The sequence below is a fragment of the Amycolatopsis pigmentata genome, assembly GCF_042684065.1.
Lineage (GTDB): Bacteria > Actinomycetota > Actinomycetes > Mycobacteriales > Pseudonocardiaceae > Amycolatopsis_E > Amycolatopsis_E pigmentata.
Genome location: NZ_JBHUKR010000007.1, coordinates 174,384 through 192,366 on the forward strand (window position 1 = coordinate 174,384; position 17,983 = coordinate 192,366).

At 69.2% G+C, this 17,983-nt stretch carries 18 protein-coding genes; 10 read left to right on the forward strand and 8 right to left on the reverse strand.

The annotated features are described in order from the left end of the window. The first annotated feature begins 32 nt into the window (after positions 1–32). Entirely contained in the window at positions 33–851 is an 819-nt protein-coding gene (gene sepH, locus ACFSXZ_RS13735; RefSeq protein WP_378265105.1) for a septation protein SepH, read from the forward strand. A gap of 188 nt (positions 852–1,039) precedes the next feature. On the opposite strand, the gene ACFSXZ_RS13740 is transcribed toward sepH, so the two are convergent. Next, entirely contained in the window at positions 1,040–1,657 is a 618-nt protein-coding gene (locus tag ACFSXZ_RS13740; protein WP_378265107.1) for a DUF2537 domain-containing protein, read from the reverse strand. Positions 1,658–1,706: 49 nt separating this feature from the next. Next, positions 1,707–2,498, reverse strand: a complete 792-nt coding sequence (locus ACFSXZ_RS13745; RefSeq protein ID WP_378265109.1) for a TrmH family RNA methyltransferase — start codon at positions 2,496–2,498, stop codon at positions 1,707–1,709. 244 nt (positions 2,499–2,742) lie between these two features. Between ACFSXZ_RS13745 and ACFSXZ_RS13750 the strand changes: the two genes are divergently transcribed. The 3 genes from ACFSXZ_RS13750 to ACFSXZ_RS13760 all read left to right on the forward strand — a co-directional run bounded on the left by ACFSXZ_RS13750 (position 2,743) and on the right by ACFSXZ_RS13760 (position 6,236). After that, positions 2,743–4,239, forward strand: coding sequence for a glutamate--cysteine ligase (locus tag ACFSXZ_RS13750; RefSeq protein WP_378266445.1), 1,497 nt, complete (start codon positions 2,743–2,745; stop codon positions 4,237–4,239). Positions 4,240–4,414: 175 nt separating this feature from the next. Beyond that, positions 4,415–5,035 carry a superoxide dismutase gene (locus ACFSXZ_RS13755; protein WP_378265111.1) on the forward strand — a complete coding sequence of 207 codons (621 nt, stop codon included), beginning with the start codon at positions 4,415–4,417 and terminating at the stop codon, positions 5,033–5,035. A gap of 223 nt (positions 5,036–5,258) precedes the next feature. Further along, entirely contained in the window at positions 5,259–6,236 is a 978-nt protein-coding gene (locus tag ACFSXZ_RS13760; protein WP_378265113.1) for a hypothetical protein, read from the forward strand. Here ACFSXZ_RS13760 and ACFSXZ_RS13765 read toward each other — a convergent pair. The 3 genes from ACFSXZ_RS13765 to ACFSXZ_RS13775 all read right to left on the reverse strand — a co-directional run bounded on the left by ACFSXZ_RS13765 (position 6,190) and on the right by ACFSXZ_RS13775 (position 9,639). Further along, positions 6,190–7,533 carry an MFS transporter gene (locus tag ACFSXZ_RS13765; RefSeq protein ID WP_378266446.1) on the reverse strand — a complete coding sequence of 448 codons (1,344 nt, stop codon included), beginning with the start codon at positions 7,531–7,533 and terminating at the stop codon, positions 6,190–6,192. The two genes, ACFSXZ_RS13760 and ACFSXZ_RS13765, sit on opposite strands and share 47 nt — an antisense overlap. 164 nt (positions 7,534–7,697) lie before the next feature. Further along, positions 7,698–8,120, reverse strand: coding sequence for a MarR family winged helix-turn-helix transcriptional regulator (locus ACFSXZ_RS13770; RefSeq protein ID WP_378265115.1), 423 nt, complete (start codon positions 8,118–8,120; stop codon positions 7,698–7,700). Positions 8,121–8,193: 73 nt separating this feature from the next. Next, positions 8,194–9,639, reverse strand: a complete 1,446-nt coding sequence (locus tag ACFSXZ_RS13775; protein WP_378265117.1) for an NCS2 family permease — start codon at positions 9,637–9,639, stop codon at positions 8,194–8,196. Between the two features lie 102 nt (positions 9,640–9,741). On the opposite strand from ACFSXZ_RS13775, the gene ACFSXZ_RS13780 reads away from it, so the two are divergent. Together ACFSXZ_RS13780 and ACFSXZ_RS13785 are read left to right on the forward strand one after the other, a co-directional pair. Then, the gene (locus ACFSXZ_RS13780; RefSeq protein WP_378265119.1) at positions 9,742–10,029 is read left to right on the forward strand and encodes a DUF2530 domain-containing protein; all 288 of its coding nucleotides are present in this window, start codon (positions 9,742–9,744) and stop codon (positions 10,027–10,029) included. A gap of 83 nt (positions 10,030–10,112) precedes the next feature. Continuing rightward, the gene (locus tag ACFSXZ_RS13785) at positions 10,113–10,361 is read left to right on the forward strand and encodes a type II toxin-antitoxin system RelE/ParE family toxin (protein ID WP_378265121.1); all 249 of its coding nucleotides are present in this window, start codon (positions 10,113–10,115) and stop codon (positions 10,359–10,361) included. A 39-nt stretch (positions 10,362–10,400) separates the two neighbouring features. On the opposite strand, the gene ACFSXZ_RS13790 is transcribed toward ACFSXZ_RS13785, so the two are convergent. Beyond that, positions 10,401–13,154 carry a sacsin N-terminal ATP-binding-like domain-containing protein gene (locus ACFSXZ_RS13790; RefSeq protein WP_378265123.1) on the reverse strand — a complete coding sequence of 918 codons (2,754 nt, stop codon included), beginning with the start codon at positions 13,152–13,154 and terminating at the stop codon, positions 10,401–10,403. A 7-nt stretch (positions 13,155–13,161) separates the two neighbouring features. Then, the gene (locus tag ACFSXZ_RS13795; protein ID WP_378265125.1) at positions 13,162–13,932 is read right to left on the reverse strand and encodes a DUF3027 domain-containing protein; all 771 of its coding nucleotides are present in this window, start codon (positions 13,930–13,932) and stop codon (positions 13,162–13,164) included. Between the two features lie 51 nt (positions 13,933–13,983). On the opposite strand from ACFSXZ_RS13795, the gene ACFSXZ_RS13800 reads away from it, so the two are divergent. From ACFSXZ_RS13800 to ACFSXZ_RS13810, 3 genes are all read left to right on the forward strand, one after another. After that, positions 13,984–14,769, forward strand: a complete 786-nt coding sequence (locus tag ACFSXZ_RS13800; RefSeq protein ID WP_378265127.1) for a glutaminyl-peptide cyclotransferase — start codon at positions 13,984–13,986, stop codon at positions 14,767–14,769. A 113-nt stretch (positions 14,770–14,882) separates the two neighbouring features. Beyond that, positions 14,883–16,583, forward strand: a complete 1,701-nt coding sequence (locus ACFSXZ_RS13805) for an MFS transporter (protein ID WP_378265129.1) — start codon at positions 14,883–14,885, stop codon at positions 16,581–16,583. A gap of 9 nt (positions 16,584–16,592) precedes the next feature. Beyond that, positions 16,593–17,087 (forward strand): DUF2771 family protein, encoded by a 495-nt coding sequence (locus ACFSXZ_RS13810; RefSeq protein WP_378265131.1) that lies wholly within the window; start codon positions 16,593–16,595, stop codon positions 17,085–17,087. A gap of 18 nt (positions 17,088–17,105) precedes the next feature. Here ACFSXZ_RS13810 and ACFSXZ_RS13815 read toward each other — a convergent pair whose 3' ends face one another. After that, positions 17,106–17,492 (reverse strand): cold-shock protein, encoded by a 387-nt coding sequence (locus ACFSXZ_RS13815; protein ID WP_378266447.1) that lies wholly within the window; start codon positions 17,490–17,492, stop codon positions 17,106–17,108. Between the two features lie 131 nt (positions 17,493–17,623). On the opposite strand from ACFSXZ_RS13815, the gene ACFSXZ_RS13820 reads away from it, so the two are divergent. Continuing rightward, positions 17,624–17,845, forward strand: coding sequence for a hypothetical protein (locus tag ACFSXZ_RS13820; protein WP_378265133.1), 222 nt, complete (start codon positions 17,624–17,626; stop codon positions 17,843–17,845). Positions 17,846–17,983 lie beyond the last annotated feature (138 nt).

Consider the following 17,983-nt stretch of genomic DNA (forward strand, 5'->3'; position numbering starts at 1 on the left):
GGCACTCACCAGGTGAAGTCAGGAGGCGACGGATGCGAGCGCTGAGGGTGGTCGGTCTGCACGAGGACGGGAAGTCCATCGTGTGCGAGGACCCCGAGCGCGGCGAACGTTTCCTCCTTCCGGCGGACGAGAGGCTGCGGGCGGCCGCGAGGGGTGACGTCTCCCGGCTCGGCCAGATCGAGATCCAGATGGAGAGCCAGATGCGACCACGCGAGATCCAGGCCCGCATCCGGGCAGGTGAGTCCGTCGAGCAGGTGGCCTCCGTCGCCGGGATACCGATGCAGCGCGTCGAGCGCTTCGCCTACCCGGTCCTGCTGGAGCGGTCACGGACAGCGGAGCTGGCGCAGCAGGCGCACCCGGTGCGCGAAGACGGCCCCGACGTCCGGACGCTGACCGAGGTCGTCGCCTACGCGTTCGGCGTGCGCGGCCAGGACTACACGCACGCCGAGTGGGACTCCTGGCGCGGCGAGGACGGCAAGTGGGTCGTCGCGCTGCGCTGGCAGGCGGGCCGTTCGGAGAACAGCGCGCACTGGTCGTTCTCACCGGGCGCCCACGGTGGCACCGTGACCGCGCTCAACGAGCGTGCCGAGGAACTCCTCGACCCGCACCGCGCACCGCGCACGCTGAGGGCGGTCGAACCCGAGGCCGTCGAAAAGCCGGCCGCTCCGGCGCCGGCTCCACCCCCGCCCGCACCGGAGCCGGAACCGGAGCCGGTCCGCGAGCCCGCCGCGCCGGAGGTCAAGGTGCCGGAACCCGCGCGGGCCGAGCCCAAGCCCAAGTCGAAGAAGAACCACCCGGTAGTCCCGGCCTGGGAAGACGTCCTCCTCGGCGTCCGCTCCCAACGCGGCTGATCACAGCGCCGGTTTAGTGCTTTTTCTGGAGCAAGGGGCGTTTGCTCGGCCAGAGGCGGCAACGGCGGTCGCTCACGGCGTTGGTCGCCCGCCGGAGGCCGCTGCACGCGGCCGGACACGCTTTTCGTCCGGCCGCCGATTGGGCACGGATCATCCGTAGTAAATGCCCCTTGCTTCCAAAAACACGGTCACAGGGCGATGGCGAGCACGCCGAACCACGCGACGATCATGCCGGCGGCCGCGCCGAGGGCGATCCAGCGGACGATCGGCAGCCGGCGCGCCAGCCACAGTGAGGGCGTAAGACCCACGGTCACCACCGCGGCCGCGACGAGGACCAGCCATCCGCTGACTTCGGCCGCCATCGCGTCGGCGAGCGCGAGCATCGCGGTGATCACGACGGCCGCGATGAACCCGGCCACCAGCAGCCCGGTGCCCCACGGCGTCGGCTCCGCGCCCGGACGCGACACGCCGAACACGCGGTTGGCCAAGGTCGGCGCGTGCTCCGGACGGGGTGGGGGCGGAACCACGATGGTCTCGTCGCTGACCGGGTCGACGTAGAACACCGCGGTACCCATCACGGCCGCCACCCGGGTCGCGAGCTGGTGCCCACGCCGTCTGACGACCAAGGCCGCCTGCCCCGGTTCCCCGCCGTGCCGCGAACGGCGCACCGCGGCGGCGACCCGGGCCCACTCGTGCAGGGCGTCGGCGAGTTCGACGCCGAGCGCCAGGCTGTGCGGGTCGATTTCCCTGTGCGGGGCGCCTCGCCCGCTGAGTACCGCGCGCTCCCCGCGGACCCGCAGCTCCACTACACCCCTCCCCGGCAAGAGACCATCTTCCAACGGGGACATTACTGGCTCACCGCGCTGCCAGTTCGTAGAACGCGATGGCCGCCGCTGTCGCGACGTTCAACGAGTCGACCCCCGGCGCCATGGGGATGCGCGCGGCGAGTTCCGCGGCGGCCAGCGCGCCCGGAGTCAGGCCGTGCCCTTCGGAACCGACCAGCAGCGCGAACTTCCCCGTGCCGAGCGACCGCAGGTCGACGGCGTCCGCGCGCGGAGTCAGCGCCACGGTGCGGAACCCGTGCTCGGCCACCGAGTCCAGACCGGACGGCCACGGATGCAGCGCGGCGAACGGCACGCGCAGCACGTTTCCCATCGACACGCGAACACTGCGCCGGTACAAGGGATCGGCACAGCCCGCGCCGAGCAGCACCCCGCCGACCGACAGCGCTGCCGCGTTGCGGAACAGGGCACCGAGATTTTCGTGATCTCCCACGCCTTCCAGCACGGCGACCGTCCGCGAACGGGCCAGGATCTCACCGGCCGTGGGCATCGACGCGCGGTCGGCGACCGCCAGCACGCCCCGGTTCAGGTGGAATCCCACCACTTCGGCCATCACCTCGGCCGGGACGATGTAGGCGGGCACCTCCGGCAGTTCCGGTTCCAGTTCCCGGATCCGCCGTTCCACGCCGAGTACGGCGCGGACCGGGTAGGCCGAGGAGAACAGCCGCCGCACCACCACCGTGCCTTCGGCGACCACCAGACCACGGCCCCCGGGGCGATCGGGTCTGCGGTCCGCAGTGGACAGATCGCGGAAGTCGTCGAGGCGAGGATCCGCGGGATCTGTGGTGAAGATCAGAGTACCCACAGGTATGAAGTCTGGCCTCGGTGGCAATCCCCCGTTCGTCCCGGGTACCCCTAGCGCGAAGGGAGTCCGAAGGCTTGCCCCCAGCGGGGGTGTGGGGACCGTGCCCCCACCGGAAAAGATGAGTGTCACAAGAAGTCAACAGCAGGTAGCGGACAGCACCAGTTTGGCCGATGTGACGACATCGGCCACTGTGCGACTGTTGTCCGCCGGGCCAGAACCAGTAAAGCTGGAAGCAGGGATGGCAATGGGCAAGGACCTGACGGCGGACAGCTTCGACGCGGCAGAGCGCGCACGGTACCGGGGCAAGGTGGCGCGGTGCCTGGACGCTCTGGGCAGAATGCTCTCGGATGGGCATTTCTCCTTTCCCCGAAGACACATCGGGTTGGAAGTGGAGCTCAACCTGGTCGACACGAAGCTGCGTCCGGCCATGTCGAACGCGCTGGTGCTCGAGGCGCTGGACAACCCTTCGTTCACCACCGAACTTTCCCAGCACAACCTCGAACTCAACGTGCCGCCGCGACCGCTGGCCGGCGACAGCATGCCGGAGCTCGAGCGCGATCTGCGCGGTTATCTGGGCGAGGCCGACGAAAAGGCGAACGACTGCGAGGTCCGGCTGGCGATGATCGGCATCCTGCCGACCCTGTCGACCTCCGATTTCGACCAGAAATGGATTACCAACAACACGCGCTACACGTTGCTCAACGACCAGATTCTCGCCGCGCGCGGAGAACACCCGTCTCTCGCGCTCGACGGCGCGCCCTTGCCGGGGGGTGAACCCGAACAACTGCGCGTGGTCACCGAGTCGATCCTGCCGGAGGCGGCGTGCACGTCGGTGCAGTTACACCTCCAGGTGGCACCGGAGGAGTTCGCCGCGCACTGGAACGCCGCTCAGTGCCTGGCCGGGGTACAGGTGGCGGTCGGCGCGAACTCTCCGTTCCTGCTGGGCAAGGCGCTGTGGCACGAGACCCGCATCCCGCTGTTCCTCCAGGCCACCGACACACGCCCGGAGGAGCTGAAGAACCAGGGAGTGCGGCCACGGGTCTGGTTCGGCGAGCGCTGGATCACCTCGATCTTCGACCTGTTCGAGGAGAACGTCCGGTACTTCCCGGGACTGCTGCCGGAAACCGACGACGAGGATCCGCTGGAGACGCTCGAATCCGGCCGGGCGCCCGGCCTCGGCGAGCTGCGCCTGCACAACGGCACGGTGTGGCGGTGGAACCGCCCGGTCTATGACGTGGTGGACGGCGAACCTCACCTCCGCGTGGAGAATCGGGTGCTGCCCGCCGGGCCGACCGTGCTGGACATCGTGGCCAACGCCGCCCTGTTCTACGGCGCGCAACGGGCGCTCGCCGAGTCGGAACGTCCACTATGGACGAGGATGTCGTTCCACGCCGCGGAGGAGAATCTGTACGCCGGTGCCCGTGACGGTTTCGACGCGCGGCTCTACTGGCCGGGCATCGGGTGGATCGCCCCGGACGAGCTGGTGTTGCGCGTGCTGCTGCCGCTGGCCCGCGAAGGACTGCGCGCGGCCGAGGTCTCCGAGGACGCCATCGAGCGCTACCTCGGGGTGATCGAGGCGCGCTGCGCCACCCGCCGCAACGGTGCGTGGTGGCAGCGGAAGATGGTGTCACTCGCCGAGAGCCGTGGTGCCGACCGTGAGACGGCACTGTCCACGATGCTCACGCGCTACCTCGACCTCGCCCAGGTCGGGGACCCGGTACACACGTGGCCGGTGGAGTGATCAGACTCACCTTACTTGACCTCGACAAAGCTCGAAGTCGTACAACAAATAGAGGAGGTGAGCCCGGCGTGCCGTCGACGAGACGGCACGCCGGGCCCGCGCTCCCCGGTTAGCACCCGGAAACGGTTGCCACTAGTTTTGGAATCACAACGGACGTCGAAAAGAAGGAGGGCTGATGGCCCGCTACGAGCTCCCCGATCTCGATTACGACTACGGCGCGCTTGCCCCGCACATCTCGGGTCAGATCAACGAGCTGCACCACAGCAAGCACCACGCGACCTACGTCAAGGGCGCCAACGACACCCTGGACAAGCTCGCCGACGCGCGCGAAAAGGGTGACTTCGGCTCCATTGTCGGCTTGGAGACGACGCTGGCGTTCAACCTGGCCGGGCACGCCAACCACATCGTGTGGTGGAAGATCCTCTCCCCCGAAGGCGGTGACAAGCCGACCGGCGAGCTGGGTTCGGCCATCGACGAGGCCTTCGGTTCCTGGGACAAGTTCCAGGCCCAGTTCACCGCGGTGGCCACCACCATCCAGGGCAACGGCTGGGCCGCTCTGTCGTGGGACCCGGTGGGCAAGACGCTGATCACCCAGCAGCTGCGCGACCACCACAACAACCTCATCCTGCCGACGGTGCCGATCCTGCTGGTGGACGTGTGGGAGCACGCGTTCTACCTGGACTACAAGAACGTCAAGGCCGACTACGTCAAGGCGCTCTGGAATGTCTACAACTGGGCGGAGGTCAGCAAGCGTTTCGACAACGCTGTCTCCGGCGGTAACGGTCTCCTCCTCTGAGGAAACGACGGAAAAAGGGGTCCTTCCAGGGAGGAAGGGCCCCTTTTTTTCGAGGTGAAACAGTTGTGACGGGAAGGCTCCGGCGCGGACGGAATGTCCGGCGCCGGAGCCTGCCGTTCCCGCACTGACCGCCGCTCCCACCACGCAGCCGCCGTATTAGGCTAGCCTAACTTAATTGCTCGGCGCGGGCAGGCACCTCGTCACGGCCATGTAGCCTCCGGGCGTGAAGACGTCGACAGTGATCGCGATCCTTGTCTCGGTGCTGTTGTCCTTCGCCTCGGTCGCGGCCGCGACCGGCTATCTGTGGTCGAGAGGTGGCCCCGGTGACCGGTCCGCCACCCCGGCGCTGCCCACGGTCTGGCCCACCAAGGAGGGCGTGCCCCTCCGAAGCGTTCCCCTCCCCTCGGGTGAACTGGTGACCGCGCTACCGCCCGACTCCATCGGTCAGGTGCTGTGCCAGGCGCTCCCCCCGGAGCGCTGGAACCAGATCCTCGGTGGTGCCGCACTGCGGGAAGTCAGGGGCCAGAGCTGTCACGTCGTCACCGCCACGCTGGAAATCAGCCTGACCCTCGATCGCACCGTCGGAACACTGAACCCCACCCGCACGGCCGACATCGCGGGACACCCGGGTCAACTCGAATTCCTCGCGCCGAAGGCGAACGCGCGGCTGGGTGTCCGCCTCGTCGGTGCCGCGGCGAACGACGAGATCAGGCCGTACCTGCTCGCGAACCTCACCGCCACGGCGGCGGACCCGCGGAACCCACCGGACACGCTGATCACCACGGTCGCCCGCGAAGTGGTGGCCGCGACCATGGCCCCGGGCCCGCCGTTGCCGCCGGTGGGCCCGGGTGGCGCGATCCCGCCGAGAAAGGCCGACCCGGTTCACGGCCACGGAATCGTCGACTCGCCGTGGCCGATGATCTCGTGGCAGTTGTGCACGTCGCTGTCCCGGGAACTGGGCGGTACCCCGAAACCGGAGTTCGGCGGCCGGTGCACGGTGGGCGGCGTGCGCGCCGCCTACACGGACACGGTCTCACCGCGCGTCTATCCCGGCACGCTCGCCGGGCGGCCGGCGCTGATCACCGACGACCTTGTCGCGATCAAGCTGACCGACGACTCCGCCCAGGAACTCACCTTCTCCGGCGGCGGCTCGCTCAGGACGCTTGCCGAGAAGGTAGCGCCCGCTCTGGTTTCGGGCTGACCACGCGGCGACTGGCGTCACCGGCGCAGGTCGGGGTCGGCGACGGACGGCCGCGCAGGATCCGGAATCCGGTGAACGGACGCGCGCGCCAGGTCATCCCGCCCCTTCGGAGCAGGACGACGGCGCAGACGACCGCGGCGAGCGCGGAGATCACGCCGCCGATGTAGAACGGCGAGCGGCCACCGAAGGTTTCGGCCATCCAGCCGACCATCAGGCCACCGAGCGGGTTCCCGCCGAGCAGCATCAGTACGTAGAGACCCATCACGCGGCCCCGCATCTCCGGGCTGACCGCGGTCTGGACCATTGTGTTGGCCGTGTTCATGAACGTCATGGTCGCGAAACCCAGTGGTATCAACGCGATCCCGAAACTCAGGTACGTCGGCATGAACGCGGCGATGAACTCCAGCGCGCCCAGGCCGAACGTGGCCGTCAGGAGCACGCGCAGCCGGGGCCTGCCTTTCGTGTTGCGCCGGATCGCCATCACGGAACCGGCGAAGGTGCCCACGGCGAGCAAAGTGGACAACAGGCCGTACCCGTCGGCCTGGGTGCCGAACACGTTCCCGGCGACGACGGCGAGGGAAGCGAAGAAGGTGATGCCGAAGGTGCTGACGAAGAACACCACCGCCATCACGGTGACGAGATCCGGCCGCGCGCGCACGTAGGCCAGCCCTTCGCGCAGCGGAGAACCGCCCGCGGAAACCACCTTCGGCCCGCGGAAGAGCTTGTCCGGGTCCATCATCAGCAGCCCGGCGATGACCGCCAACGTGCTCGCCGCGTTCGCCAGGAACATCCAGCCGGTGCCCACCCAGGTGATCGCGAAGCCGGCCAGCGCGGGACCGACGATGCGGGCCATGTTGAACACCGCCCCGTTGAGCGCCACGGAGGGCCCGAGGTGCCTGCGCCCCACCATTTCCTCGACGAACGACTGGCGCGCGGGCACATCCAGCGCGCTCAACGTGCCGAGCACGGCGCACAGCACATAGACCTGCCAGATCGTGACCAGGCCGCTGACGGTCAGCAACCCGAGCACCAGAGCCTGCACCGCCATCCCGCTCTGGATGGCCGTCAGCAGCCGCCGCTTGTCCATCCGGTCGGCGAGCACGCCCGCCCAGAGCGACAGCAACGCCGTCGGCAGGAACTGCAGGGCGACCGCGATGCCGAGCGCGATCGGGCTGTTGCCGGAAAGCTCGAACACCAGCCAGTCCTGGGCGATGCGCTGCATCCAGGTGCCGATGGTGGACACGACCTGGCCGCTGAAGTAGAGCCGGTAGTTGCGCACTCGCAACGACGAGAACATGCCCAGCCGGCGCGCTTCGCCGTGCTCCGTCACCGAGTTGTCGTTGTCTTCCTTCGATCGCGCCGTCGTCACCGTGCGCTCACCGGCGCATTACCGCCGACGGCCCGCTGTTTCGTCTCGTCGTCTCTCATAACCATCTCGCTTTTCGTATGACGTTCACTGCGTTACTCGTTTCCCGCGATTCGTTCGATGATCTCGGCGGCCCGCGAGAGCACCTCCCGTTCGGGCTCGCTCAACTCCGCCAGTCGGTGGTCCAGCCAGGCCTCGCGTGCCGAGATCGTCTCGTCGATCAAAGCCAGCCCCGCCGGGGTGAGCGTCACGATCGACTGCCGCCCGTCACTCGGGTGCGGGCTGCGCTCGACGTACCCCAGTTCTTCGAGCGCCGCGATCACCCTGGTCATCGACGGCGGCTGAACGCCCTCCCGCGCGGCGAGCCGGCCCGGCGTGAGGGCCCCGCATTTGTACAGCGTGGACAACACCGCGAGTTGGGTCAGCGTGACGTCCTGGCCGGTCCGTTGCGCCCGGAGCTTGCGGTTGAGCCGCATGACGGCCAGTCGAAGCCGGCTCGCCAAGGCAGTTTCCCGCATCCCGGACACATACTTAGCATACCTTACGATTATGAGCCCGAGAGGGTGAAATCGCTTACCCCCGCGACCCGCTTCAGTGCCCGCCGATGGCCTGTTGAATCGGTCCCACCGCGAAGTAGGCGACGAACGCCAGCGAGATGGCCCACATCAGCGGGTGGATCCGGCGCGCCCTGCCGGTCGCCACCGCGATGACCGTGTAGCTGATGAACCCGGCGCCGATCCCGTTGGCGATCGAGTAGGTGAACGGCATGATCACGATGGTCAGGAAGGCCGGCAGCGCGATCGAGAAATCGGTGAAGTCGATGTCGCGGGCCTGTCCGATCAACAGCGCACCGACGATCACCAGCGCCGGCGCGGCGGCCTCCACCGGCACCGACTCGTACAGCGGCGTCAGGAACATCGCCGCGATGAACAGCACACCGGTGACGATGTTGGCCAGTCCCGTCCGCGCGCCTTCGGCGATACCGGACGCGGATTCCACGAACACCGTGTTGGAACTGGACGAAGCGAAGCCACCGGCCGCGCCCGCGAGCCCTTCCACGAACAGCGCCCTGCCCACGCGCGGGAGCTGCCCGTCCTCCCCGAGCTGGCCGGCTTCCTTGGCGAGTCCGGTCATCGTGCCCATCGCGTCGAAGAAGTCGGCCAGCACCAGCGTGAACACCAGCAGCACCACGGTGATGATCGGCAGACGTGTCCAGGCCCCGAACGACACCTGCCCGACCAGGGACAGGTCGGGCAGGCCGAAGACCTTGGCGGGCAACGCCGGATACCCGAGGTTCCAGCCCTTCGGGTTGGTGCCGTTGGACGGGCCGGCGTGCACGATCGACTCGACGATGATCGCCAGCACGGTCGTGCCGAGTACCCCGATCAGGATGGCGCCGCGCACCCGCTTGGCGACCAGAATGCCGGTGATCAGCAGCCCGGCCACGAACACCACGGTCGGCCAGGACGCGATCGACCCGCTGATCCCCAGTCCCACCGGCACGGTGGTGTTCGCCGCGTCCGGCAGCCGCCGCACGAAACCGGCGTCGACCAGGCCGATGAAGGCGATGAACAGCCCGATGCCCGCCGCGATCGCGGACTTCAGCGCGGCCGGGACGGCGTTGAACACGGCCGTCCGGAAACCGGTGAGCACGAGCGCCACGATGATCAGGCCCTCGATCAGCACCAGCCCCATCGCCTCGGGCCAGGTCATCTGGGGGGCGATGGTCACCGCGACCAGGCTGTTGATGCCCAGCCCGGTGGCGATCGCGAACGGATATCGCGCGACGAGTCCCATCAGGATGGTCATCACGCCGGCCACCAGCGCGGTGACCGCCGCGACCTCGGGCACCGGCAGGATGCCGCCCAGCACGTCCTTGTGCGCGCCCGGGTCCGTGGCCGAGAAACTGCCGATGATCAGGGGGTTCAGGACGACTATGTAGGCCATCGTGACGAAGGTGACCAGCCCGCCGCGAATCTCGCGACCGGTGCTGGACCCGCGTTCACTGATCTTGAAGATGCGGTCGACCGCCGACATTCCTTACCGCCTTCGCTGCCCGTGCCCGAGGGGATGCTCTTTCGGTGCTGGAAGCCCGGTACCCACACCAGGGCCCGGTGACTCGCGGGTAGCCTTCCTGACGTGGGCGATCGGATCAACACCTCTGGGACCGAGGCAACTCCCCGCCCGGTGCCGGAACTACCGCCCCGGCTCACGGGCCTGTTCCCGCTCGTCGTGGCCGGCACGATCCTCTGGCTGCTCGGATTCGCCGGGCTGGCGATCTATTCGACGGTCACCGGCACCCCGCCCGGCGTCTGGTTGTGGACGACCGTCGCCGGCGCGGGGCTGGGTTTCGTCGGCATGGGCATCATGACCTGGCAGCGATCCGCCGCCCGCCGAGGCTCACGCGGCGCCCAGACCGGCCTCTGAACCCGCCGCGGCAGGCCGCGTCCACCCCGAACACCGTTCAAAACCCTTGCCACGTTAGGCCAGGCTCGACCGGTGGTAGCGAGGTGAGGATCTTGTTCATCTTCGATCCGTGGCGCAATGTGGTGCTCCTCGTCGCGGGCGACAAATCCGGACAGTGGAACTCCTGGTATCGCCGCTCCATACCGGTAGCCGAAGAGAACTTACGCGCAGTACCTGAGCACGGCACGGACATCACCACTGCGACCCTCGCGCGTTACGCGAGCGCACTCGGAGGCCACCTCTACTTGGGCATCAGAGTCGGAGACGAAAGCCGCGAACTCGAGGTCGCATGAGTGGCTGAGCGGCCATAACCCGCCACGGCGGTCGGCACGCTAGGTGAGGGCGGTCTTCGGGTCGGGGTCTTCGAGCAGTGCGGTGATGAGGAAGCGGTCGGGCCACCGATCGCAGGCCCAGGCGAACGCGCGGGCGAGACCGAACGGCGTGTCTTCGGCGTGATGTTCCCCGTGAAACAGGCCACTTTCCACCCACCACGGCGTGGCGTGCTTGACACCGTCCACTTCGACCATCAACTCCTCGTGCACGACGACTCCACCGTCCGGCACCGGAAGGTCGAGAAGTTCGGCTGCGAGAGTGATGGCGGTCAGTTCCGACCACGGAACGTACTCACCGTCGTCCGGAACCCGGGCGGAGACGGCTTCGCTCAGCAACGGCACGTCGAGCAGTTCGGCGAGCCCCTCGGCCCGGCCCGGAAGCGTCGCGACCAGGCGCTCTGCCGGCCAGACGGCCGCCAGCCAGGGCTGATCGAGCACCGCGGCGCGGTCGGCCTCCACCACGGTGCCGTCCATCGCGCGGACGTACTCGGGCGGAGCCAACTCCGCGTGGTCGAGATCGGCGTCCGCGACGGCCGCGTAGGCGCGCGCGGTCAGGCCGGGCGCGACCGAGCGGTTCGCGTCGCCCAGTCGTTCCAGCAGGTCCGCCGCGTCGATCGGGTCGGCGACCCGAAGTCCGGTGCGGACACCGACGGCGGCCAGCACGTCCGGTCGCACCCCGATCTCGGGCACCGGGTCGTACAGACCGGCCAGCGCGCCGGCCTCGGGCAGCCGCCAGTCCTCCGGCGCCCGGCCCGCCAGCACCGCGTTGCGCGCGAGCCATTCCCCGGACGGGCCCGAGAGCGCCGCCCATGTTTCCCGGCGGGCGGCGAGCATTCGCAGCGCCTGAGGCCAGGCTTCGTCGTCCACCAGGTCGAGATCCCGGATCTCGTCACCGGAGCACCCGAACTCGGCCGTCACGCCCACCCGGACCAGCGCCTCGGCCGGCCACTGCTCGGCGAAGCCGGAGTCCAGCACGGAGAGCGGGGCGTCCTCGCCGAGCGCTTCGGGATCGAGGACATCCAGCAGTTCGGAGCCCGGGAGGACGAGTTCGTCCGCGCGGCGCCACCCGTCGGCGGAAGGCAGGGCGAGCGCGCCGAGCCCGCTCGCGCCGGCCTCGGAAGCCAGTCGCAGCACCGCTTCCGCCAGGGGAAGCATGTCCAAACCGGACTGTGCGTCTTCGGCACTGCGCTCCACCGCCTCGCGCAGGGCGGGCGCGTCGAGCAGGTCGGCAGGCTCCGCGGGCATCGCGCCGAGGCGCCTCAGCAACGGATGCGCGGCCTCGGGATGCACCAGCCGCAGGCCGGTGACCTCGGCGCGGGTGAGCAGGTCCAGCAGTTCGTTTCCGGAATCACCGAAGAGCAGGGCGCCCCGCGGCCCCGGCACCGTGCGGCCGTCGGCGAGCGGGACGGGAAGCGCCCCGAGATCGTCGACGGACACGGAATGCGCTTCCAGCAAGGTCTGCAGCACGTCGTAAAGCGAATGCCATACCTGGGGCGACCGTTCGACGCCGGTCAGGAGTTCGACGAGTTCCCCGGCGTCGAGCCGGTCGGCGCCCACGACGGCCAGCGCGGTCGCGGCTTCGGGGCCGCACGGCGTGACCAGGCCCGGCACGATGTCCGCCAGCAGTTCCACCAGCGCGGGCGAATCCACGCTCAGCACCCGCGCACCCGAGCCCGGAACCTCACCGCCCGAAGCGGCGGGCAGCCACGGCTGAGAGGAAAGCTCCCGCAGCACCAGTTCCCGCAGCTGACCGTCCACTTCGGACAACGGGAAGCCGGCCTTCGGCACGAGCCGGAGGCGGTGTTCCGGCCGGACGCGGCGAACGAACCCGGGGTAGCCCCGGGCAGCCTCTTCCAGTGCCTCGCCCGCGCCCGGCAGCAGGCGACGGCGTGTCGGTTCCAGTGCCACCGAGGCGATCAACCGGGCGGGCAACGACAACCGTTCGTCGGTGGGCGTCGGCGCGTGCAGGACGTCGTGTTCCAGCGGCGCCGGACCGTCGCCGACCGGAACCGCCCACACCCAGCCGTCGCCGTCGAAGGTGAGCCAGCGGCGTGTGGAGTCCGGCGCCGACAGCGTCACTTCACCGTCCACTTCGGACCGTGACCAGACGACGCCGTCGACTTCGATCACGGCCAGCCACGGCAGCGCCAGCAGCAGATCCTCGACCTCTCCGGCAAGCCGGTCCAGAAGGTCTTCCGAGTCGATCCCTTCCCGCAGGGGAAGCCGGACCTCGGTGTCGTACTGCTCCGGCGGTTCCTCGTCGACCGGCCAGGGCAGCCGCAGCACCGGAACCTCGCCCTCGCGCCCGCTCGCCTCGCGAGTGCGGCGCTCGGAGAAGGCGACACCGCCGCCGCGTGAGACCACCCGCGGTTCCGTGGTGACCGCGAGCACGGCGGCGAACCCCACCCCGAACCGGCCGACCGCTTCGTCGCCCTTCCGAGAGGCCCGCAAGGAAGAAAGCGCTTCCACGCCGGCGGCATCCAGGGGCGCGCCGGTGTTGGCGAACCGCAGTTCCCCGTCGACGACCGCTACCCGGACCCGCCCCGGCTCGCCCGCCGTCAACGCGGCGTCGGCGGCGTTCTGGGCCAGCTCCACGAAAAGGCGGTCCCGGTAGGCGCCGACCCTCAGGTCACGCTCGGCGTTGGTGTCCTCGGTGAACCGGGTCGGCGAATCGGCCCAGGCTCGCAGCACGGACTCCCGGAGCACAGCCGTGCCGAAGGGATCGTCCGGCGCCGTCACCGGCGAATCGGTCATGGTGCGGTCATTCACCGTCGCCGGCGGTCTCCATGTCCAGCACGGAGTCGTCGTAGACCAGCTCGGCGACGGGCACCGAGGAGGTCACTTCGACCTCCACCTCGGAATGCGCGCCACAGCCGTACTCCACGTTCACCACGTGCCCGTCGGCGGGCGCGATCTCGTTGCCGCAAACCCCGTAGGCGGCCCGCAGTGAACCGGCCAGCGGGAGGTAGAAGCCACAGGTGCCGCAGCTCGCGGGCGCGCTGCGCGCCATGTCGGAGCGTGGCCCGAACTCGCCACCACGCCAGCGGGCGGCCGCCTCCAGCCTGCCGAAGCGGGAGAGCACGTGCACCCGGCCGAGCCCGGCCTCCTGCGCGACCTCCTCCACCGCGGGGTCGTCCGAGTGCAGGTACGCGGGCACCAGCCGTGGGTCGTCACCGTCGGTCGGCAGGAGGTCCCCGACACCGAGGTCTCCCGCGCGGACCCGGCGCTCCCAGGGCACCCATTTCGGCGCCACCAATGCGTCGGGCCCTGGAGTGAGCACCACTTCGCTCACCGTCACCGGCATCGCGGGCCCGGCCGTCGCGATCGTGACCGACCAGTGCCAGCCCTGGTAGCCGGGCACCTTCGCCTCGAAGAGATGACTCGCCGACACCGCGTCCTCGTGCCGGATACCGGCGTGCTCACCGACCTGTTCGGCACCCGCCTCTTCGACCGCGGCCTCTCGGGCGAGTTCGACCGCGTCGACCAGGACCCGCTGAATCGAGCCGTCATCCAAGGTGAGCAGCAGCGTCATACCTCAATTGTGCAGCGCCGAGTTGACCCGGGTCATGTCAGGGTGGACGCCGTGCGCACCGTTGTCCTCTTCATGCCGTTGGTAGTCCTCGCCTGCCTGCTCACCGGCTGCTCGGCGGCTGCCCCCGACGACGTGCCACACCTGCGCGTCCAGGTGCTTTCGACCCTCCCCCACGACACGGCGGCCTTCACCGAAGGGCTCGAATTCTCCGGCGACACGCTGTACGAAGGCACCGGTCTGGAGGGACGTTCCTCGGTGCGTGCGGGGCAGCCCGGACGTCCGGCCCGCGCGGTGGTCCCGCTTCCGCCCGACCTCTTCGGCGAAGGCATCACCGTGCTCGGCCCCGTGTTGTGGCAGTTGACCTGGAAGAACGGGATCGCGATCGAACGGGACAGCACCACGCTGGCGGAACTCCGGCGGGTGCGGTACGAGGGCGAAGGCTGGGGGTTGTGCCACCAGGGGACCGCGCGGGGCACCAGGCTCGTCATGAGCGACGGCTCGGATCGGCTGACCTTCCGCGACCCGGTCACCTTCGCGGCGACGGGTCAGGTGACGGTGCACTCACGGACCCGGACCTACGATCAGCTCAACGAGTTGGAGTGTGTGGGAGATCTCGTCTACGCGAACGTGTGGCAGACCGACGAGATCCTCCGGATCGATCCGGCCGACGGCACCGTGAGCGGGATCGCCGACGCCTCCGGCCTGCTCACCGAGGAGCAGCGAAGTGGCGCCGACGTGCTCAACGGCATCGCGGCGGTGCCCGGGACCGACGACTTTCTCGTCACGGGAAAACTGTGGCCGGTCATGTTCCGGGTGAGGTTCGATCCGCTTGATTAGGGCTGTCGCGCGGAGCGCGCCCGGTGAAGGTGGCTGGGCGGTGGGCGGGCCAATTTCGGGAAAGCGGTCGGTTCAACGGTGCCGGCCACGATCGCAAGAGGCATGATTGAGCCGTGGGGCGCAAACGGAAATGGACACCGGAACCCGGTACCGGTCAACCTTGGCATCCGCACGCACCCGCGGGGCACGGTTCCCCACCTGCCGACGAGGCACCGGCCGGCACGGTCCCCCTCGGGAACCGGGGAGCACGGTCCTACCCGCCCCGGCAAGCGCCGCCCCGGCGGACTGAACCCCTCTACGAGCACTACAACACCGACGGCTATCCGCCCCGGGAGACACCGGGAACGCGCTTCGCCCGGCCCACGGAAGCGCCTGGAGGCCCCACGAGGTACGGGCCGCCGCCGCGCGAGGAAACCCACCGCACCTACAGCGAGGCCGCGGCCGGCACCCTTCCGCGAGTCCCGAAGAAGATCACCGTCACCCGGGTCGCCGCGCTCCGCAGCCGCGAACTCAGCGGGCGGGCGGTCGCCGCGTTCAGGCGGGCCACCCGGGCGGACGGCGCCGACAAGTCCGGGCTCACCTCGCTGACCTACGCGGTGATGCTGAACTACGCCAGCGACGCGGCGATGGCCGTGGCGTTGGCGAACACCCTCTTCTTCGCGGCGACCAGCGGCCAGGGCCGCGGCCGGGTCGCGCTCTACCTGCTCATCACCATCGCGCCGTTCGCCCTGGTCGCCCCGGTGATCGGGCCCGCGCTCGACCGGATCCAGCGTGGCCGCAGGCTCGCGATGTCCGTGTCCTCGCTCGGTCAGGGCCTGATGGCCGTGATCATGGCGATGCACTTCGACGACTGGGGTCTGTACCCGGCCGCGCTGGGCATGATGGTGCTGTCGAAGTCCTTCACCGTGCTCAAGTCCGCGATCACGCCGAGGGTGCTCCCGCGTGACATCACCCTGTCCAAGACGAACGCGCGGCTGACCGTGTTCGGGCTGATCGCGGGCGGCGTCTTCGGCGCGCTCGCCAGCGGGGTCAACTCGTTGGCCGGAGCGCCCGGCGCGCTCTGGTTCACCGCGCTGATCTGCGTCGGAGCGGCCTGGCAGTCGATGCGCATCCCGGCCTGGGTCGAGGTCACCGAAGGCGAGGTACCGACCTCGCTGAAGATGCGCACCGGACAGAAGAAGCAACGGCAGCCGCTGGGAAGCACCGTCGTGGTGGCGTTGTGGGGCAACGGAAGCATCCGCGTGCTCACCGGCTTTCTGATGATGTTCGCGGCGTTCGCGGTGAAGGCGCACGCCGAGCAGACCGGCGAAAGCCCCTTCGTGCAGTTGCTGCTGCTCGGCCTGGTCGGAGTCGCCGCCGGAGCCGGCGGATTCGTCGGCAACGCGCTCGGCTCACGACTGCAGTTCGGGCACCCCAACCAGGTGGTGCTGATCGCCGGTGCGGCGACGCTGGGCGCGACGGTGCTGGCCGCCGTCCTCGCCGGAATCGCCACCGCGGCGATCGTGGGCCTGGTCGGCGCCACCGCGAGCGCGCTGGCGAAGGTGAGCCTGGACGCGGTGATCCAGCAGGAACTGCCGGAGGAGTCGCGGGCGTCGGCGTTCGGTCGCTCGGAGACCGTGCTCCAGCTCGCCTGGTGCTTCGGCGGCGCGGTCGGCCTGCTGCTGCCGCCCGTCTACTGGATCGGGTTCCTGACCGTTTCGCTGCTGCTGGCCGTCGGCCTCACCCAGACCTACCTGCTGCGACGAGGCAGTTCACTGGTGCCGTGGCTCAGGGTGACACAGCCCCCGCGACCGGCGCCTGCCACCGACTCGTAGTGTTTCCTCATGCGGCCCAGGCTTCTTCTTCTCCTCGCTGGTGGCGCACTCGCGCTGACCGGATGCACGGCCGCGGGCCCGCCCGAGGTCACGTTCTATTCCGACGGGCACACGGTCACGGCCAAGCCGCTCGTCGACTGTGACGCGCTGATACGCAACTGCAGCAAGAATGCCGACGCCCAGGCCCACCTCACGGCGCGGCCGGGCATGCCCGTGCAGATCTCGGTGCCCTCGGAAATCGGCGACACGCCCTGGCTGGTCATCACGCAGTACTCCGACGGCGGCGGCGCCCTCAAGGCGAAGCAGCAGTACTTCTCCCGCAACTCCAAGCTCGCCTACACGGCGACTCCCGACACCCCCACCGGACAGGTGGTCGTGGTGGAGGTCCAGCAACTCGGCGCGGCCTTCGCCGCGGACCAGGCGGGTAACCCGGTCCTCGACGAAAACGGCAACCCCCAGCTCGTGGCCCGCGCCTACTGGTCGCTCCAGGTGCAACCCGGCTGACCAGGAACGTGTGGCTCGTTACGGGTCGAGGTCGCGCGCCACGGCCCGCATGACCTCGGCGATCCGCTTGATGTTGCGACGGTCGGGGTAGCGGCCGCGACGCAGGTCGGGCTGGACCTTCATCTCGAGCAGCTTGATCATGTCCTCGATCAGGCCGTGCAGTTCCTCGGCGGGACGGCGGCGGGCCTCCACCACGGACGGCGGAGCGTCGAGCAGCCGGACGGAAAGAGCCTGGGGACCACGCCTGCCGTCGGCGACGCCGAACTCGAGCCGCTGTCCGGCCTTGAGTGCCTCGACCCCCTGGGGTAGCGCGGTCTTCCGGATGTAGACGTCCTCGCCACCGTCCTGGGTGACGAAACCGAACCCCTTGTCCGCGTCGTACCACTTGACCTTGCCGGTCGGCACTGCCCTCACCCGATTCCTTCGCTCTGCTACACGACGAACGCGCCCTGGGCGTACCCAGGACGCGCGTACCGACCAGCTTATCGCTGTATGCGCCTTGGGGAGAAGTACGGACCGGGTTCTAACCTTTTCCCATGGAAACTTCGCCGAAGGCACACCCGCGCAAACCATGGCTCATGCGACTGGGCATAGGCGTGTTCGCCGTCGGCGTACTGGCCGTGATCACCGTGTTCGTCATGTTCGCGGCCGGGCTACGCGACCTGCCCGTCTGGCTGAGCGTGGCGGCCGGAGTCGCCACCCCGCTGGGCATCGCGCTCGGGTTCATCGCGCTGGTCCGGGAACACCGCGGGCACTGAACCCCGCGTTCCCCCGTTGCGTGGACAAATCTCTCGAAGAGATCAAGATCCTTGACATTTTGCGTGTTCGTGTCAAGCTGATCCGGTGACCGCCCTCACATCACGTCGCGGCCGCCAAGATGACCACAAAACGCGCCT

What these genes read in the sequence shown, in the direction of transcription:
- ACFSXZ_RS13820 (WP_378265133.1), top strand. Translation starts at nt 17,624, where the DNA reads ATGGAAACTTCGCCGAAGGCACACCCGCGCAAACCATGGCTCATGCGA.
- ACFSXZ_RS13755 (WP_378265111.1), top strand. Translation starts at nt 4,415, where the DNA reads ATGGCCCGCTACGAGCTCCCCGATCTCGATTACGACTACGGCGCGCTT.
- ACFSXZ_RS13770 (WP_378265115.1), bottom strand. Translation starts at nt 8,120, where the DNA reads ATGCGGGAAACTGCCTTGGCGAGCCGGCTTCGACTGGCCGTCATGCGG.
- ACFSXZ_RS13775 (WP_378265117.1), bottom strand. Translation starts at nt 9,639, where the DNA reads ATGTCGGCGGTCGACCGCATCTTCAAGATCAGTGAACGCGGGTCCAGC.
- ACFSXZ_RS13750 (WP_378266445.1), top strand. Translation starts at nt 2,743, where the DNA reads ATGGGCAAGGACCTGACGGCGGACAGCTTCGACGCGGCAGAGCGCGCA.
- ACFSXZ_RS13795 (WP_378265125.1), bottom strand. Translation starts at nt 13,932, where the DNA reads ATGACGCTGCTGCTCACCTTGGATGACGGCTCGATTCAGCGGGTCCTG.
- ACFSXZ_RS13765 (WP_378266446.1), bottom strand. Translation starts at nt 7,533, where the DNA reads ATGTTCTCGTCGTTGCGAGTGCGCAACTACCGGCTCTACTTCAGCGGC.
- ACFSXZ_RS13790 (WP_378265123.1), bottom strand. Translation starts at nt 13,154, where the DNA reads ATGACCGATTCGCCGGTGACGGCGCCGGACGATCCCTTCGGCACGGCT.
- ACFSXZ_RS13810 (WP_378265131.1), top strand. Translation starts at nt 16,593, where the DNA reads ATGCGGCCCAGGCTTCTTCTTCTCCTCGCTGGTGGCGCACTCGCGCTG.
- sepH (WP_378265105.1), top strand. Translation starts at nt 33, where the DNA reads ATGCGAGCGCTGAGGGTGGTCGGTCTGCACGAGGACGGGAAGTCCATC.